Genomic DNA, 20,082 nt, shown 5'->3' with positions numbered 1-20,082 from the left:
AAAGCTCAGGCGCTTGCAAATAACACGGTTTTGTGTATACTATCGTATTTAGTGATAAAAAACGTGAGGTGCGCCATGCCGATTTTCGATACCCATGCTCATTATGACGATTCCCGCTTTGACGCCGACCGGGATGCCCTGCTCTCCGCACTGCCGGACGCCGGTGTAGGCCTTGTGCTGGACCCCGGCTGTGATATTCCCTCGTCCCAAGCGGCAGCGGCGCTATCGGAGCGATACAGCCATGTTTACGCCGCCGCCGGAATCCACCCGGAGGAATGCAGCGGCTTTCATGAAGGCGAGCTGGACACGCTGCGGGAGCTCCTATCGCGGCCCAAGGTGGTGGCCGTGGGCGAGATCGGCCTCGACTACTACTGGGAGGAAAATCCGCCTCGGGAGCTTCAAAAAACAGTGTTCCGCAAGCAGCTTGCGCTGGCGGAGGAGCTAAGGCTGCCGGTCATCATCCATGACCGGGAGGCCCACGGAGACACCATGGACATCATCCGGGAGTTCCCCGCCGTGACCGGTGTGTTCCACTGCTTTTCCGGCTCCCCGGAAATGGCGGCGGAGCTGCTGAAGCGTGGCTGGTACATTGGCTTTGACGGGCCTGTGACCTATAAAAACGCCCGCCGCGCACCGGAGGTGGCGGCTATCACACCGCCGGAGCGGATGCTGGTAGAAACCGACTCCCCCTATATGGCGCCGGTGCCGGTGCGCGGCAAGCGGAATGACAGTCGGAACCTAAGCTACGTGCTGGAAACGCTGGCGGCGTGGAAGGGCATGACGCCGGAGGCGCTGACCGCTATCACTTGGGAAAACGGCCGGCGGCTGTTCCGTATTCCGTAAAAAGTCGGTCAGGCAGCCCTGAACGCAGAAAAAAGAGCACTCCTACGGGAAATTTGAAATTTCCAGTTGATAATTTTTACGGAATATCGTATAATAGCTTTCGCAATTCATCCTCCGCTTGCAGACGCGGAGCCGGTCTCGCGCAATGGAGCCCCGTGAACCATGTCAGGCGGGGAACCGAGCAGCATTAAGCGGGATGTTCCATGTGCCGCGAGGACGCCGGTTCCGTGTCTGCAAACGGAGGATGCTTTTATGCGGTCATGCCGCATGATGGCAGACTGTTTTTCAGGAGGTGTGTTCCATGTATCAGGCGCTGTACCGCAAATGGCGGCCCAAGGTGTTCTCCGACGTTATCGGACAGGAGCACATCACCGAGACGCTGAAAAAGCAGGTGGCGGAGGGCCGCACCTCCCACGCCTATCTCTTTACCGGCACCCGGGGCACCGGCAAGACTACCTGCGCCAAAATTCTGGCCAAGGCGGTGAACTGCGAGCACCCGGTAAACGGTGACCCCTGCTGTCAGTGTCCCAGCTGTCTGGGGCTGGAAAACGGCAGCTTTCTGGACGTTTTGGAGCTGGACGCCGCCTCCAACAACGGCGTGGATCAGGTCCGCGCTCTGCGGGACGAGGCCATTTACGCCCCGGCCAACGTGAAAAAGCGGGTATACATCGTGGACGAGGTGCATATGCTCTCCACCGCCGCCTTCAACGCCCTGCTGAAGATTTTGGAGGAGCCCCCGGCCCACCTGATGTTCATTCTGGCCACCACGGAGCTGCACAAGGTCCCGGCCACCATTCTCTCCCGCTGCCAGCGGTATGCCTTCAAGCGCATCCTGCCGGCGGACATTGCCAAGCGGCTGACATACGTGGCGGGACAGGAGCACATCGACCTGACACCGGACGGCGCGGAGCTTTTGAGCCGGTTGGCGGACGGCGCTCTGCGGGACGGACTGAGCCTTTTGGACCAGTGCGCCGCAGCGGGCGGCACGGTAGACAGCCGCGCCGTTTTGGAGGTGCTGGGCCTTGCGGGCAATTTGCAGACCGCAAAACTCATGGAGCACATTTTAAAACGCGACGCCCAAGGCGCGCTGCTGCTTTTAAATGACCTGTATGCCGGGGGCAAGGATGTCGGCGCGGTGCTGGGGGAGCTTTCCACCCTGACCCGCGACCTGCTGCTGCGATGCACTGCCCCGGAGGGGGGCGCGGCGCTGCTCTCCGGCGGCTTTGACAGCGCCACGCTGGACAGGCTTTCCGGAAACGTCCCCTCCAACCGCTTTTTGTATTTAGCCTCCACGCTGCAAAGAGCGCTGGCAGACCTATATTACAGCGCCGACCGGCGCACAGATGCGGAGCTGTGCCTGCTGCGGCTGTGCGATGAAAGCCTGTGCGGCGACCTTACCGCGCTGGAAAGCCGCATCACCCGGTTGGAGACCACCGTGGAGCGAGGCGCTGTGATTTCCGCCGCCGTGAATGAAAACACTCGCGCCGCCAAAACAGCGGAGCCCTCCCGACCCGCTGGCGGCAGTGCAGCGGCAGCGCCGCAGACGAAGAAACCGACGCAAACGGAGGACGCTCCCCCGTGGGACGAACCGCCGCTGCCGGAGGAGCCGCCCATGCGGGAGGAGCCCGGCGAACGGGTCTTCGACATTCCCCCGGATGCCGCCTCCGTGCGGTCAACTCCCCCTACCCCCCATCCGGCGCGGACAGCGGCTCCCGCCTCCGTTCCAACGGAGGCAAAAAAGCCGCCTGCCGGCTCCACCGCTGTCAGCGGAAGCTGGTGGCGCGCCCTGTCCGAGAGCTGCAAGGGGCAGCTTCCCCCCATGTACCGGGCGTTTCTGGATTTGTGCGGCGGCACGCTGGAGGGCGACCAGATCACGGTCTATGCCCCGGATGAAATCACGCTGAGCCGGTTGGACAACGATCGGGTGCGGGGCGTTTTGTCCGCCGAGGCGGAGAAGGTCTCCGGCCAGCCGGTGCGGCTGCTGCTCCGGGTGGGCGAGGCCCCGTCGGCATCCCCAGAGGAAAATCTGAAAAGTCTGCTGGAATTTGGCAGCCAATTTGACAATATTCAGATCAAATAATCAGGAAAAAGGAGAAATTTACCATGGGTTACAGTGCACGCCGTGGTTTTACCAACGGCAAAATTTCCGGAGCCGCCCGTCAGGCGGAGCTGCAGCAGAAGATCGCGGATATGCAGGAGAAAATGACCGAGGCGCAGAACGCCGTTGAGGCGCAGGAGTTTTCCGCCAGCGTCGGTGGCGGCGTTGTGGAGGCCAAGGTCAACGGCAAGAAGGAGGTCATCTCTATCCACATCAAGCCCGAGGCCGTGGACCCCGAGGATGTGGAGATGCTGCAGGATCTGGTGGTCTCCGCTGTCAACGAGGCGCTGCGTCAGGCCGGTGAGGCCATGGACAAAAGCATGGACGGTATCACCGGCGGACTGGACCTGAGCAAGTTCGGTCTGTAAAAAATTGCACGGAATAAGCGGAGCCCTCCGGCTCCGCTTATTTTTCAATCCGCTTACTTTCAAATCGGGAGGTTTTTATGAACAAGCGTATCCCAGCGGCGGCGCTGGCGCTGTGCCTGCTCACCGGCTGCGGCGCCCGGGCGCCCTTGGAGCTGCCGGAGGCCGAAGCGGACAGCACCGCCGTTGCCTATGTTCCGCTGGATGACCGGCCGGACAATGTGGGCCGGGTGGTGTATCTTGCGGAAAGCCTCGGCTACACTTTAAATATGCCGGAGGAATGGACATACAAAACGCTGCTGGACGGGCAGAGTGAGGACTACTGCGCGGAAAACGGTCTGGACCCCATGCCGCAGAGCTTTCCCCACGGCTCCCCCTCCGCGCTCTATGACTGGGTTTTGGAGCAGGAGGCGGCGGGGTGCGACCGCTACATTCTCTCCATGGACCAAATGCTCTACGGCGGGCTGGTGGCCTCCCGCGTGGCCGGGACCACCGCGGAGCGAAACGGCATGGACTGGCCCCTGACGGAGTTGATAGACGGACTTTTAGGCGCGCTGGCCGCCGACCCCGGCAATGAGGTATGGCTGCTGGACAGCGTAATGCGCCTTGCCCCCACCGTGGGCTACGCAGGCGGGACACTGGAATACTACAACGCCATGCGGACCATGGGCGCGGCACCCCGGAAAACCCTCACCGGCGACGAGCTGACACTGGAGAACATCCGGCACACTTACAATACGGACGCCGATGGAGACAATCTGCTGCATTTTGAGGGGGAAAATGCTGATGCGCTGTATGATGGTGCCCTTCGTTACATGGAGCACCGGCTCGATAAGCTGACCCTCAGCGCCGCGCTGCTGGAAAAGGTGCAAAGTCTTGGCAGCGGCCAGTTCCATGTGCTCATCGGCATTGACGATTCCTCCTCCGAGGACTGCATTCAGAAAAACGAAATCGCCTATCTCCAAACCCGGCTGCGGGAGGGGGATGTGATTCTCTCCGGCGTGGACGATCTGGCCTTCAAGGCGGTGACAAAGCTGTACCTTTCCGAGACGGAGGATACCCGGGTCTATCCCCATGTGTTCGTGTCCTACTTTGGCGGCACGGAGAATCAGCCCGCCTGTGAATATGACTATAAGCCCCTGACGGAAATCGTAGATGAGCACATCGACTATTTCGGCATGAAGCGCGTCCCCTCGGCAGAGCAGGCAGAGGTGCAGATTTTGGTGCTGACCCAGCCGGCGGACGAAGGAAAACAGCAAACGTACTATGACGAGCTCATCCGCACACTGAACGCCTGCGAGGAAAAAGGGCAGCTTGTCATTCTCATCGATGCTGGGAATGGCCGGTACGGTACGGCGTTCCATGATGCGCTGGTAAAAAAGGCGGCGCTGGGCGGGCTTTTGAGCTATGCGGGCTTTCTGGACATGGCCATCGTCACCGGCACGGCGCTGAGCCACGGCGCGGCGCGGTACGCCCACCTGGTGCTGGGACAGACCTCGCAGAGCGAGGAGGCCGCGTTCCAAAAGGCGCTGGCGGACAGCATTATAAAGGACTTCTGCTATAAAAACGTGGTACGGGAGGACATTCTATCCTACGTGCGGAATGAGCTGGGAGGCGACCCCAACAATTTCTGCAATCCGGAGCTGGACCGCAGCGCCATCACCGCCCGACTGGAGGCCGGGATGGAGCAGGCCGCCGCGCCGGTGCTGAAAAACTTGGAGCGGAGCCGAATGTGTATCCGGCTGACGGACGGAGCGGCCGAGACCGCCCGGTGGGGCACGGTCAGTCTTTCCGGCTATCGCTTTCCATGGTACCGTGCCTTTGAGATAGACATGGACATCAGCCTTGGTCCCCTGACTCAATAAAGCTGAGAACAGAAAGGCCGTGCCCCGCATTCAGCGGGGCACGGCCTTTTGTAATTTGTTTACGGGCAGTCAGAGGGCAGACGCATATACAGCAGCGGATAGGGGCCGCCCTCCTCGTCCCGCTCCGTCCGGCGGTAGGTTCGGAAGCCAAAGTGGGCGTAAAAGTCCACGGCCTGCGGGTTCTGCTCGTTCACCGTGACCTCCCGAACGCCGTACTGCTCAATGCCGCAGCGGAGCAGCCGCCCGCCACGACCGCAGCCTCGGGCTTCCGGTGCAAGGAACAGCATTTCCAGCCGCCCGTTCTCCACGCCCATGAAGCCCACCGGCTCCCCCGCCTGATTTTCCGCCGCGACAAGCTGCGCGACGCCGCCGACGGCCTGCGGAACGTAAGCGCGAATCCGCAGAATCTCCGGCTCGGAGAGAAAATGGTGCGTGGCCCGGACGGAATGCTCCCACACGGCGGTCAGCGCCTCGATCAGCCGTGGCGTTCGCTCCTTAACAGCCGCCAGACGGATTTTCTTATCCACGGTGCGTCTCCGCACGGACAGGCGTTACATAGAGCTTCACACCCTCTATTCGCTCCACGGTCACTTCTGTGCCGATGGGAATGGTCGCGCCGCTGCTGCTGCGGGCTGTCCACATTTTCCCCTTTACATATACGGCGCCGGTACCGGCGGCGTCGTCGATGTCCTCCGTCACCCGGGCAGAGGCGCCGATGGTCTGGTCCAGATTGGTGGGCTGAACATGGCCCGCCATTTTCTTCACCAGCGGCCGGGTCAGGGCCAAAATCACGGCGGACACCGCAAGAAACAGTAGTATCTGAAGCCACAGCGCCCCGCCCAGCAGGGACACCAGCAGCGCGGCCACCGCGCCGCCCACAAACCATACGGACACCAGCGCCGCCGTGGCGGCCTCGATCAGCCCAAACACAACAGCCGCACCCAGCCAGAGCCAATTCATCATCAAACAGCACCTCCTGTTTTCAATTCTGCTGCTATCGTAGCACAATTCCGCGCAAAAAGCTATTTTCATTTGTGTTACAATCTGTTATGATACCATCAGTTGATAAGGGCAAACACAGTTTTTCGGAACTGAAACAACATCCAGCTTCGTTTTCCTCATTGCCGGGCAGCGGCCCGGCTGCTTCGTCAGCCTCGCTGAGCCGCCGTTTCCGATCCCGAAAAACTCCGAAGGACTTTCCAGCGAGCAAAAATGGGCGCTGATGCGGAAGCGGACGAAGGCTTGCTGGTGCAAGCCAAGGACAATGACAAAATCAGCGGCTATTTAGGCCGCTGGAAAGCATATTTGCCCTTATCAATTGATGGTAGAGTGTAAAAATGTTTGAAAGGAGACACGGGCTATGACATTGACGGTCCCTTGTCTATTTGGTTTGGAGAGTCTGGTGGCGGAGGAAATGCGCCGTTTGGAGCTGAAGAACGTCCGGGCGGAAAACGGCCGGGTGCACTGCGACGGTACCATGGCGGACATTGCGCGGCTGAACATCAATCTGCGCTGCGGCGCACGGGTGCTGATGGAGCTGGGCTCCTTCCCCGTTCGGGATTTTGAGGCGCTGTTTCAGGGTGTTTACGCGCTGCCGTGGGAGGATTATATCCCCCGGGACGGGGAATTTCCTGTAAAGGGCTATTCCTTGAACTCCCAGCTCCACTCTGTTCCCGCCTGTCAGGCCATTGTCAAAAAGGCCTCCGCTAAGCGGTTAGGTGAGAAATACGGTCTGGAGACCCTGCCGGAGTCCGGCAGCCGGTATCAAATTCAATTTGCCATTATCAAGGATGTGGCGACGCTGTATCTGGACACCTCCGGTGAGGGGCTTTACAAGCGTGGCTACCGGGCGCGGAACATGGGCGCCCCCCTGCGGGAGACGCTGGCGGCGGCGCTGGTGACGCTTTCCCGCTACCGGGGCCAAGACCCGTTCTGCGACCCCTTCTGCGGCAGCGGCACCATTCCCATTGAGGCGGCGCTCATCGCCAAGAACCGGGCGCCGGGACTGGACCGCAGCTTCGCCGCTCAGAAGTGGAAAAACATGGACTCCAAGCTGTGGCTGGAGGCCGGGGACGAGGCCATGGACAAGGAATTCCACGGCCATTATGACATCTGGGGCGGTGACATTGACCCCGCCGCCGTGGATTTGGCGCGGCACAACGCGGAGCTGGCCGGTGTGGATGACTGCATCCGCTTTGAGGTGGCGGACGCCGGAAAATTCCACCGGGACAGCGAGTACGGCCAGTTGGTCACCAACCCTCCCTACGGCGAGCGGCTGCTGGAAAAGAAGGAGGCCGAGGACCTGTATCGAATGTTCGGCGCGGCCCTCCGGGACCTGCCCCCCAAGTGGCGGGTGCTGGTGCTCAGCTCCCATACGGAGTTTGAGCGGTGCTTCGGAAAGCAGGCGGACAAAAAGCGCAAGCTCTACAACGGCATGATCAAATGTGACGTATTTATGTACGGAAGGTGATTCTGATTATGCCGATGCGGCACATTCATCGGAAATTTTTAAATACAAAAGATAATTTTATTGTCGAATATTACATTTTGTATCTGAATTTTCACAGAATTTGCCGAAATGGCGGTACATGAGCGGAACCATAGCGGCGAAAACTTCATAAGTTATTTACAAATTCCCCCTTTACAAACCGGGGCAAGTGTACTATGATAACAGCGTTAGCACTCGAGAGAGTTGAGTGCTAACGCTGAATTTGTTTTATCTTATGAAAATATATAAGGAGGAATCCCAAATGAAACTCACCCCGTTATCTGATCGCGTGATTTTGAAAATGGTAGAGACTGAGGAGACCACCAAGGGCGGCATCATCCTCACCGGCTCCGCCAAGGAGAAGCCCTCTGTGGCAGAGGTCATTTCCGTGGGCCCCGGCGGCATGGTGGACGGCAAGGAGGTCACCATGACCGTGAAGCCCGGCGATAAGGTCATCACCAGCCAGTATGCCGGTACGAAGGTCACGCTGGAGGACGTTGAGTACGTGGTCGTCCGTCAGGGCGATATTCTGGCAATCGTGGAGTAACTTAAAGAGGGGATTTCATCCCCCTTTAAATTCCCCCCACCAGTTTGAGAACTGGTGAACGCCGCCCCCGGCGGCTGAGTCAATGTATTTTCGCCACGCGTATGTCACGGCGAAAATGATGAAAATGCACACTACACTTTACTTCTAAATTTGGGAGGTTTTCAATTATGTCTAAGCTCATTATGCGCGGCGATGAAGCCCGCAAGGCTCTGCAGGCCGGCGTTGACGCTCTGGCCGATACTGTTAAGATCACCCTGGGCCCCAAGGGCCGCAACGTGGTTCTGGATAAGAAGTACGGCGCTCCCCTCATCACCAATGACGGTGTGAGCATCGCCAAGGAGGTCGAGCTGCCCGATCCCTTTGAGAACATGGGCGCACAGCTGGTGAAGGAGGTCTCCACCAAGACCAACGATGTTGCCGGTGACGGCACCACCACCGCCACCCTGCTGGCTCAGGCCATGATCCACGAAGGCCTGAAGAACCTGGCTGCCGGCGCCAACCCCATCGTGGTAAAGAAGGGCATGGCCAAGGCTGTTGAGGCCGCTGTGGCTGAGGTCAAGAAGCAGGCCAAGAAGGTGGACGGTTCCAATGACATCGCCCGCGTCGGCGCCGTTTCCAGCGGTGACGAGGAGATCGGCAAGCTCATTGCCGACGCCATGGAGAAGGTTTCCGCCGATGGCGTCATCACCATTGAGGAGTCCAAGACCGCCGAGACCTATAGCGAGGTTGTGGAGGGCATGCAGTTCGACCGCGGTTATATCACCCCCTACATGGTCACCGATACCGAGAAGATGGAGGCTGTCATTGACGACGCCTACATTCTCATCACCGATAAGAAGATCTCCGTTATCTCCGACATCCTGCCCATTCTGGAGCAGCTGGTCCAGTCCGGCAAGAAGCTGGTCATCATCGCCGAGGATGTTGAGGGCGAGGCTCTGAACACTCTGATCGTCAACCGTCTGCGCGGCACACTGAATGTTGTGTGCGTCAAGGCCCCCGGCTTCGGCGACCGCCGCAAGGAGATGCTGCAGGATATCGCAATCCTCACCGGCGGCACTGTTGTCAGCGAGGAGGTTGGTCTGGAGCTGAAGAACACTACGCTGGATATGCTGGGCCGTGCCCGTCAGGTAAAGGTCACCAAGGAGAACACCACCATTGTGGACGGTGCCGGTGACGCTACCGCCATCAAGGACCGTGTGGGCCAGATTCGCAACCAGATCGCTGTCACCACCAGTGATTATGATAAGGAGAAGCTGCAGGAGCGTCTTGCCAAGCTGGCTGGCGGCGTGGCTGTTATCAAGGTCGGCGCTGCTACCGAGACCGAGATGAAGGAGAAAAAGCTCCGCATTGAGGACGCTCTGAACGCTACCCGCGCCGCCGTTGAGGAAGGCGTTGTGGCTGGTGGCGGTACCATCTTTGTGAACGTCATCCCCGCCGTGGAAGCTTTGCTGAACACCGTTGAGGGCGACGAGAAGACCGGCGTCCAGATCATCGCCAAGGCTCTGGAGGCTCCTATCCGTCAGATCGCGGCCAACGCCGGTCTGGATGGCTCCGTGATTCTGGAGAAGGTCCGTGCCTCCGGCAAGAACGGCTACGGCTTCGACGCTTACAAGGAGGAGTATTGCGACATGGTTGCTGCCGGTATCATCGACCCGGCCAAGGTGACCCGCTCCGCTCTGGAGAATGCCGCATCTGTCTCCGCTATGGTGCTGACCACCGAGTCTCTGGTGGCTGATAAGCCCGAGCCCCCTGCTCCCGCTCCCGCCGCTGACCCCAGCATGGGCGGCATGTACTAAGCCGTCCCCGCAAAGCCTTGAAATCAAAGGATTTTTCGCTGGCAATCTGATAAACTTACCACAAATTTACGACAATTGCCAACGAAAAAGCGCCGAGATATGTATGAAGCTACCGTCTGCATTTTGCAGGCGGTAGCTTTTTTCTTGCAAAAACACTCCTATAATCCAAATTACTCAACTCGTTGCTGCGCGGAGCTGCTCACTCCCCATCTTGCAAAAGCAGAAAAGCATGATACAATGTGGCCGAACGGGTTCCATTGGTCATGTTTGATTGGGACAAATCGGCGCGTTGTACCGAAAAGTGTCGAAAATACTGAGGCACGGAACCGTTAAGTGATTATTGGAATAAAAGTCCGCAGAAGTGCGGATTTTTCAAAGGGTTGTAGTTAGTTTACTCTAACCGCAAGGCTGTGTACACATCAGTTAGATTTCTCTAACTGATGTGGTGTCAGCTATGAAAGAACGAAATCTTCCGCATCGGAAGCCGCTGCGGAGAATCACGGCCGATTCCGTCGGGCCGCGTGAAATCTAAAAACTGGAGGTGTGCTGTGTCATTTTTTGAAAATACCCGCAAGCCCGCGGGGCTTGGCGGGCAGCTCATGGTCACCATGATGAATATTGGCCACGGTTCCATTGCAAGGTGGGGGCTTCAATTTCTGGCTCCTCCGCCGGACGCAAGAGTGCTGGACTGCGGTTGCGGAGGCGGGGCAACCATCCGAATGCTGCTGGAAAAGTGCGGAAAAGGGAGTGTAAAAGGCATCGATCATTCACCTGTCAGCGTGGAAAGAGCAAAAAAGCTCAATCAGGCCGCCATCGCGGAGGGACGCTGTACGGTCCTGCAAGGCAGCGTGACGGATATGGTCTTCGCGAGTGATTGGTTCGACGCTGTTACGGCTTTTGAAACGGTCTATTTCTGGCCGGACCTGCCGCAGTGCTTCCGCGAGGTTTGGCGTGTGCTGAAGCCCGGCGGCACCTTTCTCATCTGCAATGAAAGCGGCGGCGACACAAACAGCGGTGAGAAATGGACAGAGATCATCGATGGCATGACCGTCTATAAGGACATTGAGCTGAAAACGTATCTGGAGCAGGTCGGATTTCACGATGTACAAATTCACAAAAGAAAAAGCTGGCTGTGCGTCACAGCACGGAAGTGAGAGAAGAAATGTGAAGTTTCACAAAGAAAGGGCGTCCGCTATGAAGCAAATCGCTATCGGGCAAATTCAAGCCGGTGCGGCTGCCGCATACCGCCTGTCAGGCTATGCAGGCAGGACTGCCGCGGCACATTTCTCCGCATTGATTTGAAGGGAAGCATTCCATTGAAAAAGCAATCCAATTTATCCCGGCTGCTGGAGTACGCCGGAGCATACCGGGGCCTGACCTACCTTTCATGGGTACTGTCTGCCGCCGGTGCACTGCTGGCGCTGGTGCCGTTCTGGTACATCTGGCGTATCCTCAAGGAGGTCATCGCGGTCGCACCGCAATATGAAAACGCGGTCCATGTAACGCACTACGGCTGGAGGGCGGTGATATTTGCTGTCGCCGCCGTGCTGGTGTACATCATGGGACTGATGTGCTCACACCTCGCGGCATTCCGCATCGCCACCTATCTGCGCCTTGCCATGACCCGGCATATCGCCACCCTGCCGCTGGGCGCCATCGAGCAGTTCGGCAGCGGCAAGCTTCGCCGCACCATTTCCGAAACCGCCGGAGCGGCGGAGACCTATCTCGCTCACCAGCTACCCGACAAGGCCAAGGCCATGGCGACCATTGTGGGACTTTTAGCACTGCTGCTGGCCTTTGACTGGCGGCTGGGACTTTTGAGCCTTGTGCCTGTGGTACTTGCTTTTCTTGCCATGACCAGCATGACCGGCAAAAAGCTGCAGGACAAGATGACCCAGTATTAAAACGCGCTTGCGGATATGTCCAGCGAAGCGGTGGAGTACGTGCGCGGCATCCCCGTGGTCAAAACCTTCGGTCAGACGGTGTTCTCCTTCAAAAAATTCAAGGGGACCATCGACAACTATGAGCGTTGGGTCATCGCCTACACCAAGCAGCTTCGCTGGCCCATGACCCTCTATACGCTGGCGGTCAACAGCGTGTTCGTGTTTTTGATCGCGGGCGGCTTCCTGTTTTCCCACGGCGGGGCAGACAACGGCATTTTGCTGAATCTGCTCTTTTACATCATCATCACGCCGGTCATCTCCCTGACCCTTACCAAGCTGATGTTTATGAGCGAGAACGGCATGATCGTGCAGGACGCCATCACCCGCATTGACAGTGTGCTGCAAAGCCCGCCGCTTTCTCAGCCCAGCGCTCCGCAGCATCCCAAGGACAGCTCCGTGACGCTGGACCATGTTACCTTCAGCTATGACGGTGCCAAAAATGTGCTGGAGGATGTCTCCCTCTCCATCGGCGCAGGGCAAACGGCGGCGTTTGTCGGCCCATCCGGCGGCGGCAAATCCACGCTGGCGGCGCTGGTTGCGCGCTTCTTTGACCCGCAGAGCGGCAGTATCTCCATCGGCGGCGTAAATGTGAAGGACATCGACAAAAACAAGCTGATGGACACGGTATCCTTTGTGTTCCAAAACAGGCGCCTCATCAAAGGCAGCATTCTGGACAATGTCCGCATGGGTAAGCCCGACGCCACGGATGACGAGGTGTTCTCGGCGCTCCGGGCGGCGCAGTGCATGGACATCATTGAAAAATTCCCGGATGGCGCAAATACCGTCATCGGCTCACAGGGCATCTACCTCTCCGGCGGTGAAACGCAGCGGCTTGCCATTGCCCGCGCCATGCTGAAAAACGCGCCGGTGCTGATTTTGGACGAAGCCACCGCCTTTGCAGACCCCGATAACGAGACAAGGGTGCAGGCGGCCTTCAAGGAGCTGGCAAAGGGCCGCACCGTCATTATGAGCCCACCGCCTGCCCACCGTTGTAAATGCCGACCGTATTTTTGTATTAAAGGACGGTCATCTGACAGAAGACGGGACTTTCGCAGAGCTTTCCAAGGGTGAGCAGAGTCTGTTCGGAACGATGTGGAGAGACTACCAGCAGTCTGTCCAATGGAAAGTGGCAAAGGAGGCTTAAACGATGATCAAATACCTACAAAGGCGTTATACAGTACCTCGTCCACGCTTGCTTTGGACGCCTGCGTCATGCGGCGGCGGGTGTAGGTGGAAAGGGCTTCGAGATATAGCGGCGGGAGCCCTCCGCATACAGCACACCCAACGCAAGGGAGGATTTGCCGGAACCAGACACCCCGGCAATACCCACGATTTTCCCCAGCGGAATATCGACGTCTATATTTTTTAGATTGTGGACTTTCGCTCCGCGAATCAGTATTTTATCAATCGCGGTTCATCCCTCTGCTTTCTGCCGTTTTGGAATCAAATTACATTTCAAGCTGCGCCTTTGTGCGCGGCAATTTTTCCGCACAGCAATCGGCGCAGTCTTTTTTCCTCTTGAAGCAGCTTTCCTGCTGCCATATTGTTTATAGTAGCACATGAACTTAACTTTAAGTCAAGCGCTTTCTGATGTTTTTAGAGAAGCGCGATGTATACGATCGAACAGGTACAGAGTTATTTGACTTACCCACGCTGTATCTTGGCTGTCATTATATTGGGTCACACAAAGCCCCGTGGAAACCAATGTCGGGGCCGATGAAAAAACGTGAAGCCTGACGATTTTACGGATTTTTTATATGTCAGCAGAATTTTTTCTTGCGCGGACACATAATGTATGCTATTATAAAAGTGTAATCGCAAGTAAATTATAAGGAGGCAGTGATTTGCCGAAAGGAAAACTGTTAAACGGCCTTATAACGCAGCAAAAGGTATTACGGGCGGCGGTGGCGTTGTTCCTGGAAAAGGGCTACACGAAAACCACCACCGGCGAGATCGCAAAGGCGGCGGGCATCGGACAGAGCTCGTTCTTCCATGTTTTTCCCAGTAAGGAGGCGCTGCTGCTGGAGCTGGTAAAGCGGATGTTCAGCGGGCAATTCGCTCTGGCGGGACAGCACAGCGGGGAACAAGATCCTGTGCTCCTGTACGCCGTGGAAACGGCCCTCCAGCTTCACATTGCCGAGCTGACCGAGCCGCTGCGGGAGCTGTATGTGATGGCATACTCCCTGCCTTCCATCGCGGCGTATCTGTACAAAAGCACAACGAAGCGGCTGCAAGTTATTTTCGGGCCTTATCTGCCGGAGGCGCAGCCCAAGGACTTCTACGAGATGGAGATCGCGTCAGGCAGTATCATGCGGGGCTTCATGTCGGTTCCCTGCGATGTATATTTCACGATGGAGGCCAAGGTTTCCCGCTTTCTGGACTGTTCATTGAAGCTCTATGACGTGCCGAAGGAGAAGCGGGCGGCAGTCACAGCGGCCGTCTTGCGGATGGATTTGCACACAATGGCTTTGGGCATCATCCAAAAGACCGTCCAACAGGCGGAAAAGGGCTTTGAGGCCCTGACGGAACAGTAAATTTAGGCAAGGGGATATCCCCTTGGTGCATCCATTGGATGCACCATACCACTTTCATCATGGAGGGATCACAATGAAGAAACGATTATTCAGCATTCTGGCAGTTCTGGTGCTGTGCCTTGCCCTGTGCGTGAGCGCAAGCGCCATGCAGCTCTTTGTCAAGACGCTGACCGGCAAGACCATCACGCTGGAGGTGGAACTCACCGACAGCATTGATAATGTGAAGGATAAAATTCAGGAAAAGGAAAGCATCCCGCCCGACCAGCAACGGCTCATTTTTGCTGGCAAGGAGCTGGAGGATGGCCGTACTTTGATGGACTACAATATTCAAAGGGAATCCACCCTTCATCTGGTGCGGCGGCTGCGCGGCACAGCGCTGACCGCAGACATGACGGAGCTCACCGGCGGCGAATACAATCTCATCGGTGATGTAACGTTGACAGAGACACTCCGCATTACTGGCAATGTTACCCTCGACCTGAACGGCCATGTACTCCAGTATAAAAACGACGAAGTACACGGCAGTCCATTGGTCGTGGAGGACGGCGCTCACCTGACCATCAAGGACAGCGGGTCAAACGCGACGCACAAATTTGCCCCGAACAGCGACGGCTTGTGGGTGCTGGACGAGGCAAGCGGCACAGAGACCGTCACCGGCGGCGTCATCACCGGCGGCACGGGATATCCGATCCAGTTCGGTAGCGGCGCTAATGTCTACGACGCATACTATGGCGGCGCTGTCTATATCAAGCCCGGCGGCAAACTGACCATGGAGGGTGGCAATATTGTCGGCTGCTCGGCGGTCTACGGCGGCGGTGTGTATGTTGCGGGCGAATTTGTCATGACCGGCGGCAGCATCATCGGTTGTGCAGCGGACCGCGGCGGCGGCGTGTATATGAGGGATAATAATGCCGTTTTCAATATGAGCGGCAGCGCCGCTATCCGCTACTGCAAAGCCGCCTCGAAAGACTCCTCGTATGCACCAGGCGGCGGCGTGTATGCTCTCGGAGCATTTACCATGTCCGGTAATGCGGCCATCAGCAATTGCGAATGCATCACGGGCAGCGGGCGCGCCGCGGGCGGCGGCGTCTATGTGTCCCACCACAACAAAAATACTGAATTTACCATGAGCGGCAGTGCCGTGATCGAGAACTGCAAAGTGACGGCATCTTCTCAAAATAGTTGGACAAAGAGCTATGGCGGCGGCGTCCTTGTCAGCAGCAGATCGTCACTCACCCTAAAGGATCAGGCTGCCATCCGGAAGTGCAGCGCCGAGAATACCGCCGGCGGAGTGACCCATGGCGGCGGTATATTTGCTGAAGGAACCCTTACCATAGCGGGCCTTGCGGAGGTTGACAAAGACTGCTCCGCTGCTGTCGGAAGCGGCATATACATGGAGGTGGGTCCCGATTTCATTGTTTCCCAAAATCTGTATGCCAACGGCGGCGTGATCGCGGGCGAAGTGGTGCTCAATAGTGCCTCAAATCATGGAGCCACGCTCAAGATCACCGGTAGCGATGAGGGCGTCACCGAGTTTAAGGGTTCTGTGCTCAATAACAACGGCATCATCGAAAAGGGCAAGTTTACCGGCGAGGTCATCAACAACGGTACCATCAGCGGCGGCACATTTAGCGGAACCGTCATCAACGGCGAGGACGGCACGATCGCCGAGGGCGTTTCGATTCCCAACTTGAAATTCATCGTGACCTTTGATAACGAGGGCACGAGAACGACGGCAATCATCGATAACGGCGTCAAACTCACCGCGCCCGCCGCCCCGACCAAGGAGGGCTATCGTTTCGGCGGCTGGTATTACGATAACAGCGGCAGCAAAGCCAAATGGAACTTCGACACGGATACGGTCACGCGCGCCATGACGCTCACGGCTAAGTGGGTACGGACTTATACCGTCACCTTTGAAACCAGCGGCGGCAGCGCGGTAGACCCTGTGATCGTCGATGCTGGCAGCACCGTCACCAAGCCCGCCGACCCAACGAAGTCCGGCTATACCTTCGGCGGCTGGTACAAGGACAGCACGTTGCAGACCCCGTGGGATTTTGCCAATGACACCGTAACGGCGGATACGACGCTCTACGCCAAGTGGACGGCGAACCCGCCCGCCCCGAGCTATGACGACAGCGACCCGACCTATGCCGTCAGCGCGCCGGTCGCGGAGAACGGCAAGATCGCCGTCAGCCCGAAGAACGCCTCTGCGGGCAGCACCGTGACGATCACGGTGAAACCCGACAGCGGCTATGTGCTGGAAACCATTTCCGCCACCGACAGGAACGGAAATGACCTCAAGCTCACTGACAGGGGCAATGGGAAATACACCTTCACCATGCCCGGCAGCAGAGTTGAGGTCAAGGTTACCTTCATGGAGGACAACAGCGTTCTGAACTTCTTCTATGACGTGCCCAACGGCGCGTACTATTATGACGCGGTGAAATGGGCCGTGGACAACGGCATCACCGGCGGCGTTGGTAACAGCCTCTTTGCACCGAACCAGCCCTGCACCCGAGGTCAGATCGTCACTTTCCTGTGGCGTGCGGCTGGATCTCCTGTGGTGAATTACGCTATGAACATGACAGATGTTGCCGAGGACGCGTACTACGGCGAAGCTGTCCGCTGGGCGCTGAGCGAGGGCATCACCACCGGTATCGGTGATATCACCTTCGGCCCGGATGCGGCTTGCACTCGCGCACAGGCAGTTGCATTCCTATTCCGCTATGCGGTAGCCAGCGGGATGGACACTGTGACGCTGGCAGACCTGATCTCCGGCTTTGCGGACGCCGCCTCCGTACCCGGTTATGCGGTGTCCGCCATGAATTGGGCACTGAGCCAGGGCATCATGCAGGGCAGCGGCACACAGCTTCTGTCCGGCAATACCTGCACCCGCGCCCAGATCGTTACGTTCCTTTACCGGGCAAATCAGGGGAAATAACCTCCTTTTCAGGCGGCGGAGGCCGCAGTGAGGCATACGCGGACAGCGGTGAGCAAAATGTTCACCGCTGTCTGCGCTTCTTGGGGAACAATGCTTTGTGTGGATAGTTTAAAAAGCAAAAATTTGCTTTATATAATAAGAAACACGCCCCCGGGATTGTCCGGAGGCGTGCTTCTTTTTCAAAAGAGAAGGGGATATGGAGAAAAGTGTAGACAGTTGAACTTAGTCGCCCAGCGCCTGCTTCAGATCGGCGATGATATCGTCCGGGTCCTCCAGACCAACGGACATACGAATCATACCATCGGTAATACCGGCCGCCTCGCGGATCTCCTTGGGAATCATGGTGTGGGTCATGGCGGCAGCCTGCTCCACCAGCGTTTCCGTATCACCCAGAGACACGGCCAGCGTGCAGAGCTTCAGGCTGTTGATGAACTTCTTGCCTGCTTCCAGACCGCCTGCCACATCGAAGGAGATCATGCCGCCGCCGCCCTTCATCTGCTTCTTGGCAATGGCGTACTGGGGATTGGATTCCAGGAAGGGATAGCGGACCGTTTCGATCTTCGGATTGGCCTCCAGCCACTTGGCGATCTTCAGAGCGCTCTCGTTGTACTGCTTCATGCGGACGCCCAGCGTCTTGAGGCCGCGGCACACCAGAAATGCGGTGAAGGGAGCCATCACGGAGCCGAAATGCATCAACGTACCCAAGCGGCACTCGCGCAGGAACTGCTCATCGTTGGAAACAACCGCGCCGCCCAGCAGATCGCCGTGGCCGCCGATGTATTTGGTGAGGCTGTGGATGACTGCATCCACGCCCAGATCCAGCGGGGTGGTGTTGTAGGGCGTGGCAAAGGTGTTGTCGATAAAGACCTTGATGCCGTGCTTATGGGCGCTCTCCACCACGGCGGCAATATCCACCAGCACCATGGTGGGGTTAGCGGGAGACTCCACATAGATCAGCTTGGTGTTGGGCTTAATGAGCTTTTCCAACTGGCTGAGGTCAGCGGCGTCAAAGGTATCGTGGGCGATCCCGAAGCGAGGCAGCCAGTCACTGGTCACGTCCTCCGTGCCGGAATACTTGGCCTTGGTGAAGATGGCGTGGTCGCCGGCCTTGAGCAGAGCGAAAATCGCGCCGGAAACAGCGCCCATGCCGGAAGCGTAGGCCACAGCGCCCTTGCCATGCTCCAGCGCGGCCAGCTTCTGCTCCAGATAATCCACAGAGGGGTTGGTGATGCGGCTGTAGGCGAAGCTCTCGGCGTAATCGTCACAGGCCTTCACAGCATCGTCCGTGGAGTCAAAATAGAAGGTGGATGTCTGGTAGATGGGAGGAATTAAAGCGCCGTACATATCCCGGGGCTCACCGGCGTGGACTTCTACGGTGTTGAACTTCAATTCCTCATGCTTCAGGTCAGGATGCTTCAAAACTAACTGGCTCATGCGTATACCTCCTAAAATTTGTGCGGTTTTTCTAAAACCTACCATTTTGGTTGAGAAAAGCATAGCACAAATCACAGGGGTTACGGAAATACCGTGATGTTATTGCCGGTCATAACCAATTATTTTTCCATTCAGGTCTCCGGCACATCGCAGCAGTGGCGCTGGAGCAGCTTGACAAGCTCCTCCGCCGGCCGGGACAGCGTATGGCCCTTCTGGCAAATCCAGCCGATGGTGATCACATCATCATAGCCCACGATGGGCCGCTTTACAACGCCCAGCTCTCGGTTTCCGGCAGAGACCGTGCCGGTCCCCAAATCATAGCCCTGACACTCTTTCATGACCATCATGCTTTGGTAAAGGCCGCTGATGATGTTCACCTTCCGGGGATAAAAGTCCGGCAGCAGCATTTCCTCCTGCAAAACGGAGGGAGAATCGGAGTCCAGCTCATACATGATGCAGGGATAGGGCTGCAACTCCTCCAGCGTCAGCACGGACTTTTTTGCCAGCGGATGGGTTTCGTGGATGAACACATATGGCTTGCTGTTGACCAGCGGGTGAAATTCCAAATGGTTGTCCCCAAAAACACGGTTCATGTGCTTGCGGCTGCGGTCACTGATAAAGAGGACGCCCAGCTCTGTGGTCTTGTCCGACACCTGCTGGATGACCTCCGGCCCCTGTCCCACTAACAGCTTATAAGTATAGTCATCTTTTTTGCTGGCGCGCTGGTAATCCATCAGGGCATCAATCACAAAGCAATAATGCTGGCTGCTGACGCTGAGGGTCTCATGGGTCTTACCCATGTCCTGCGTAAAGTGCCGGGAGATATGCTCGGCGTCCTTCAGCAGCCGCTCCCCCATATTCAGCAGCTCCCGGCCTTCCGCCGTCAAGGTGATGCCGGCAGCGGAGCGGACAAAAATGGTAATTCCCAGTTCCTCCTCCAGCGCACAGACCATTTTGCTGATTCCGGGCTGTGATACGTACAGCGCTTGGGCTGCTTTACAGAAAGAGCCGTATTTAGCCACCGTGGAAATGTATTTCAACTGAAGAAGCGTCATGACAAATTGCCAACCTTTCCTCGTTTTTCGATGGATTTCTTGTATTATAGCACAAGAATTCCAAAATGTGCAACTATAATCATACCAAAATAGTCTGTTTTAAAAAAACAAACATTTTCGTGATACTAAACAACAGTTTTTTAAAAACAGGTGATTATAGGTCGATATAT

At 57.3% G+C, this 20,082-nt stretch carries 14 protein-coding genes, 1 other RNA gene and 1 pseudogene; 12 read left to right on the top strand and 4 right to left on the bottom strand.

Annotated elements, in window-relative coordinates:
* Positions 1 to 75: 75 nt before the first annotated feature.
* From PY311_RS07545 to PY311_RS07525, 5 genes are all read left to right on the top strand, one after another.
* Complete coding sequence (locus tag PY311_RS07545) at positions 76 to 843, top strand: TatD family hydrolase (protein WP_286148065.1); 768 nt, start codon at positions 76 to 78, stop codon at positions 841 to 843.
* 36 nt (positions 844 to 879) lie between these two features.
* Positions 880 to 1,107, top strand: an RNA gene (gene ffs, locus PY311_RS07540) — signal recognition particle sRNA large type.
* A 37-nt stretch (positions 1,108 to 1,144) separates the two neighbouring features.
* Positions 1,145 to 2,923 (top strand): DNA polymerase III subunit gamma/tau, encoded by a 1,779-nt coding sequence (gene dnaX, locus PY311_RS07535; RefSeq protein ID WP_286148064.1) that lies wholly within the window; start codon positions 1,145 to 1,147, stop codon positions 2,921 to 2,923.
* A gap of 23 nt (positions 2,924 to 2,946) precedes the next feature.
* On the top strand, positions 2,947 to 3,309 hold the full coding sequence (locus tag PY311_RS07530) for a YbaB/EbfC family nucleoid-associated protein (protein WP_286148063.1): 363 nt from the start codon (positions 2,947 to 2,949) through the stop codon (positions 3,307 to 3,309).
* Between the two features lie 77 nt (positions 3,310 to 3,386).
* On the top strand, positions 3,387 to 5,171 hold the full coding sequence (locus PY311_RS07525; RefSeq protein ID WP_286148061.1) for a DUF4127 family protein: 1,785 nt from the start codon (positions 3,387 to 3,389) through the stop codon (positions 5,169 to 5,171).
* A 59-nt stretch (positions 5,172 to 5,230) separates the two neighbouring features.
* Here PY311_RS07525 and PY311_RS07520 read toward each other — a convergent pair whose 3' ends face one another.
* Both PY311_RS07520 and PY311_RS07515 read right to left on the bottom strand, forming a co-directional pair.
* On the bottom strand, positions 5,231 to 5,698 hold the full coding sequence (locus tag PY311_RS07520) for a GNAT family N-acetyltransferase (protein WP_286148060.1): 468 nt from the start codon (positions 5,696 to 5,698) through the stop codon (positions 5,231 to 5,233).
* Positions 5,691 to 6,134: an NfeD family protein gene (locus tag PY311_RS07515; protein WP_286148059.1), complete on the bottom strand. Its 444-nt coding sequence runs from the start codon at positions 6,132 to 6,134 to the stop codon at positions 5,691 to 5,693. The genes PY311_RS07520 and PY311_RS07515 overlap by 8 nt, the downstream gene beginning before the upstream one ends.
* A gap of 397 nt (positions 6,135 to 6,531) precedes the next feature.
* Here PY311_RS07515 and PY311_RS07510 point away from each other — a divergent pair, with 397 nt between their 5' ends.
* The 7 genes and pseudogenes from PY311_RS07510 (at position 6,532) to PY311_RS07475 (ending at position 17,423) form a co-directional block, all read left to right on the top strand.
* A complete protein-coding gene (locus PY311_RS07510; RefSeq protein WP_286148058.1) occupies positions 6,532 to 7,641 on the top strand; it encodes a THUMP domain-containing class I SAM-dependent RNA methyltransferase in 1,110 nt (369 codons plus the stop codon).
* Positions 7,642 to 7,921: 280 nt separating this feature from the next.
* A complete protein-coding gene (locus tag PY311_RS07505; protein ID WP_286148057.1) occupies positions 7,922 to 8,206 on the top strand; it encodes a co-chaperone GroES in 285 nt (94 codons plus the stop codon).
* A gap of 167 nt (positions 8,207 to 8,373) precedes the next feature.
* The gene (gene groL, locus PY311_RS07500) at positions 8,374 to 10,002 is read left to right on the top strand and encodes a chaperonin GroEL (RefSeq protein ID WP_286148056.1); all 1,629 of its coding nucleotides are present in this window, start codon (positions 8,374 to 8,376) and stop codon (positions 10,000 to 10,002) included.
* Positions 10,003 to 10,550: 548 nt separating this feature from the next.
* Positions 10,551 to 11,156, top strand: coding sequence for a class I SAM-dependent methyltransferase (locus tag PY311_RS07495; RefSeq protein WP_286148055.1), 606 nt, complete (start codon positions 10,551 to 10,553; stop codon positions 11,154 to 11,156).
* A 162-nt stretch (positions 11,157 to 11,318) separates the two neighbouring features.
* Positions 11,319 to 13,089, top strand: a pseudogene (locus PY311_RS07490) (ABC transporter ATP-binding protein).
* A 700-nt stretch (positions 13,090 to 13,789) separates the two neighbouring features.
* A complete protein-coding gene (locus tag PY311_RS07480; RefSeq protein ID WP_286148054.1) occupies positions 13,790 to 14,479 on the top strand; it encodes a TetR/AcrR family transcriptional regulator in 690 nt (229 codons plus the stop codon).
* Between the two features lie 73 nt (positions 14,480 to 14,552).
* Positions 14,553 to 17,423 (top strand): InlB B-repeat-containing protein, encoded by a 2,871-nt coding sequence (locus PY311_RS07475; RefSeq protein ID WP_286148053.1) that lies wholly within the window; start codon positions 14,553 to 14,555, stop codon positions 17,421 to 17,423.
* Between the two features lie 222 nt (positions 17,424 to 17,645).
* Here the strand turns inward: PY311_RS07475 and PY311_RS07470 are convergent, their stop codons facing one another.
* Both PY311_RS07470 and PY311_RS07465 read right to left on the bottom strand, forming a co-directional pair.
* The gene (locus PY311_RS07470) at positions 17,646 to 18,857 is read right to left on the bottom strand and encodes a trans-sulfuration enzyme family protein (RefSeq protein WP_286148052.1); all 1,212 of its coding nucleotides are present in this window, start codon (positions 18,855 to 18,857) and stop codon (positions 17,646 to 17,648) included.
* 131 nt (positions 18,858 to 18,988) lie between these two features.
* Positions 18,989 to 19,912: a LysR family transcriptional regulator gene (locus tag PY311_RS07465; RefSeq protein WP_286148051.1), complete on the bottom strand. Its 924-nt coding sequence runs from the start codon at positions 19,910 to 19,912 to the stop codon at positions 18,989 to 18,991.
* Positions 19,913 to 20,082 lie beyond the last annotated feature (170 nt).

It is taken from the genome of Neopoerus faecalis, from assembly GCF_029218125.1.
GTDB lineage: Bacteria > Bacillota > Clostridia > Oscillospirales > Oscillospiraceae > Oscillibacter > Oscillibacter faecalis_A.
Note: the sequence above shows the minus strand (reverse complement) of the source record. Positions and strands in the feature narration are given on the sequence as shown.

Excerpts from the sequence above, each read along its gene's own strand:
- PY311_RS07475 (WP_286148053.1), top strand. The coding sequence starts at position 14,553 with ATGAAGAAACGATTATTCAGCATTCTGGCAGTTCTGGTGCTGTGCCTT.
- PY311_RS07505 (WP_286148057.1), top strand. The coding sequence starts at position 7,922 with ATGAAACTCACCCCGTTATCTGATCGCGTGATTTTGAAAATGGTAGAG.
- PY311_RS07525 (WP_286148061.1), top strand. The coding sequence starts at position 3,387 with ATGAACAAGCGTATCCCAGCGGCGGCGCTGGCGCTGTGCCTGCTCACC.
- PY311_RS07470 (WP_286148052.1), bottom strand. The coding sequence starts at position 18,857 with ATGAGCCAGTTAGTTTTGAAGCATCCTGACCTGAAGCATGAGGAATTG.
- PY311_RS07515 (WP_286148059.1), bottom strand. The coding sequence starts at position 6,134 with ATGATGAATTGGCTCTGGCTGGGTGCGGCTGTTGTGTTTGGGCTGATC.
- PY311_RS07465 (WP_286148051.1), bottom strand. The coding sequence starts at position 19,912 with ATGACGCTTCTTCAGTTGAAATACATTTCCACGGTGGCTAAATACGGC.
- PY311_RS07510 (WP_286148058.1), top strand. The coding sequence starts at position 6,532 with ATGACATTGACGGTCCCTTGTCTATTTGGTTTGGAGAGTCTGGTGGCG.
- PY311_RS07545 (WP_286148065.1), top strand. The coding sequence starts at position 76 with ATGCCGATTTTCGATACCCATGCTCATTATGACGATTCCCGCTTTGAC.
- dnaX (WP_286148064.1), top strand. The coding sequence starts at position 1,145 with ATGTATCAGGCGCTGTACCGCAAATGGCGGCCCAAGGTGTTCTCCGAC.
- PY311_RS07530 (WP_286148063.1), top strand. The coding sequence starts at position 2,947 with ATGGGTTACAGTGCACGCCGTGGTTTTACCAACGGCAAAATTTCCGGA.
- groL (WP_286148056.1), top strand. The coding sequence starts at position 8,374 with ATGTCTAAGCTCATTATGCGCGGCGATGAAGCCCGCAAGGCTCTGCAG.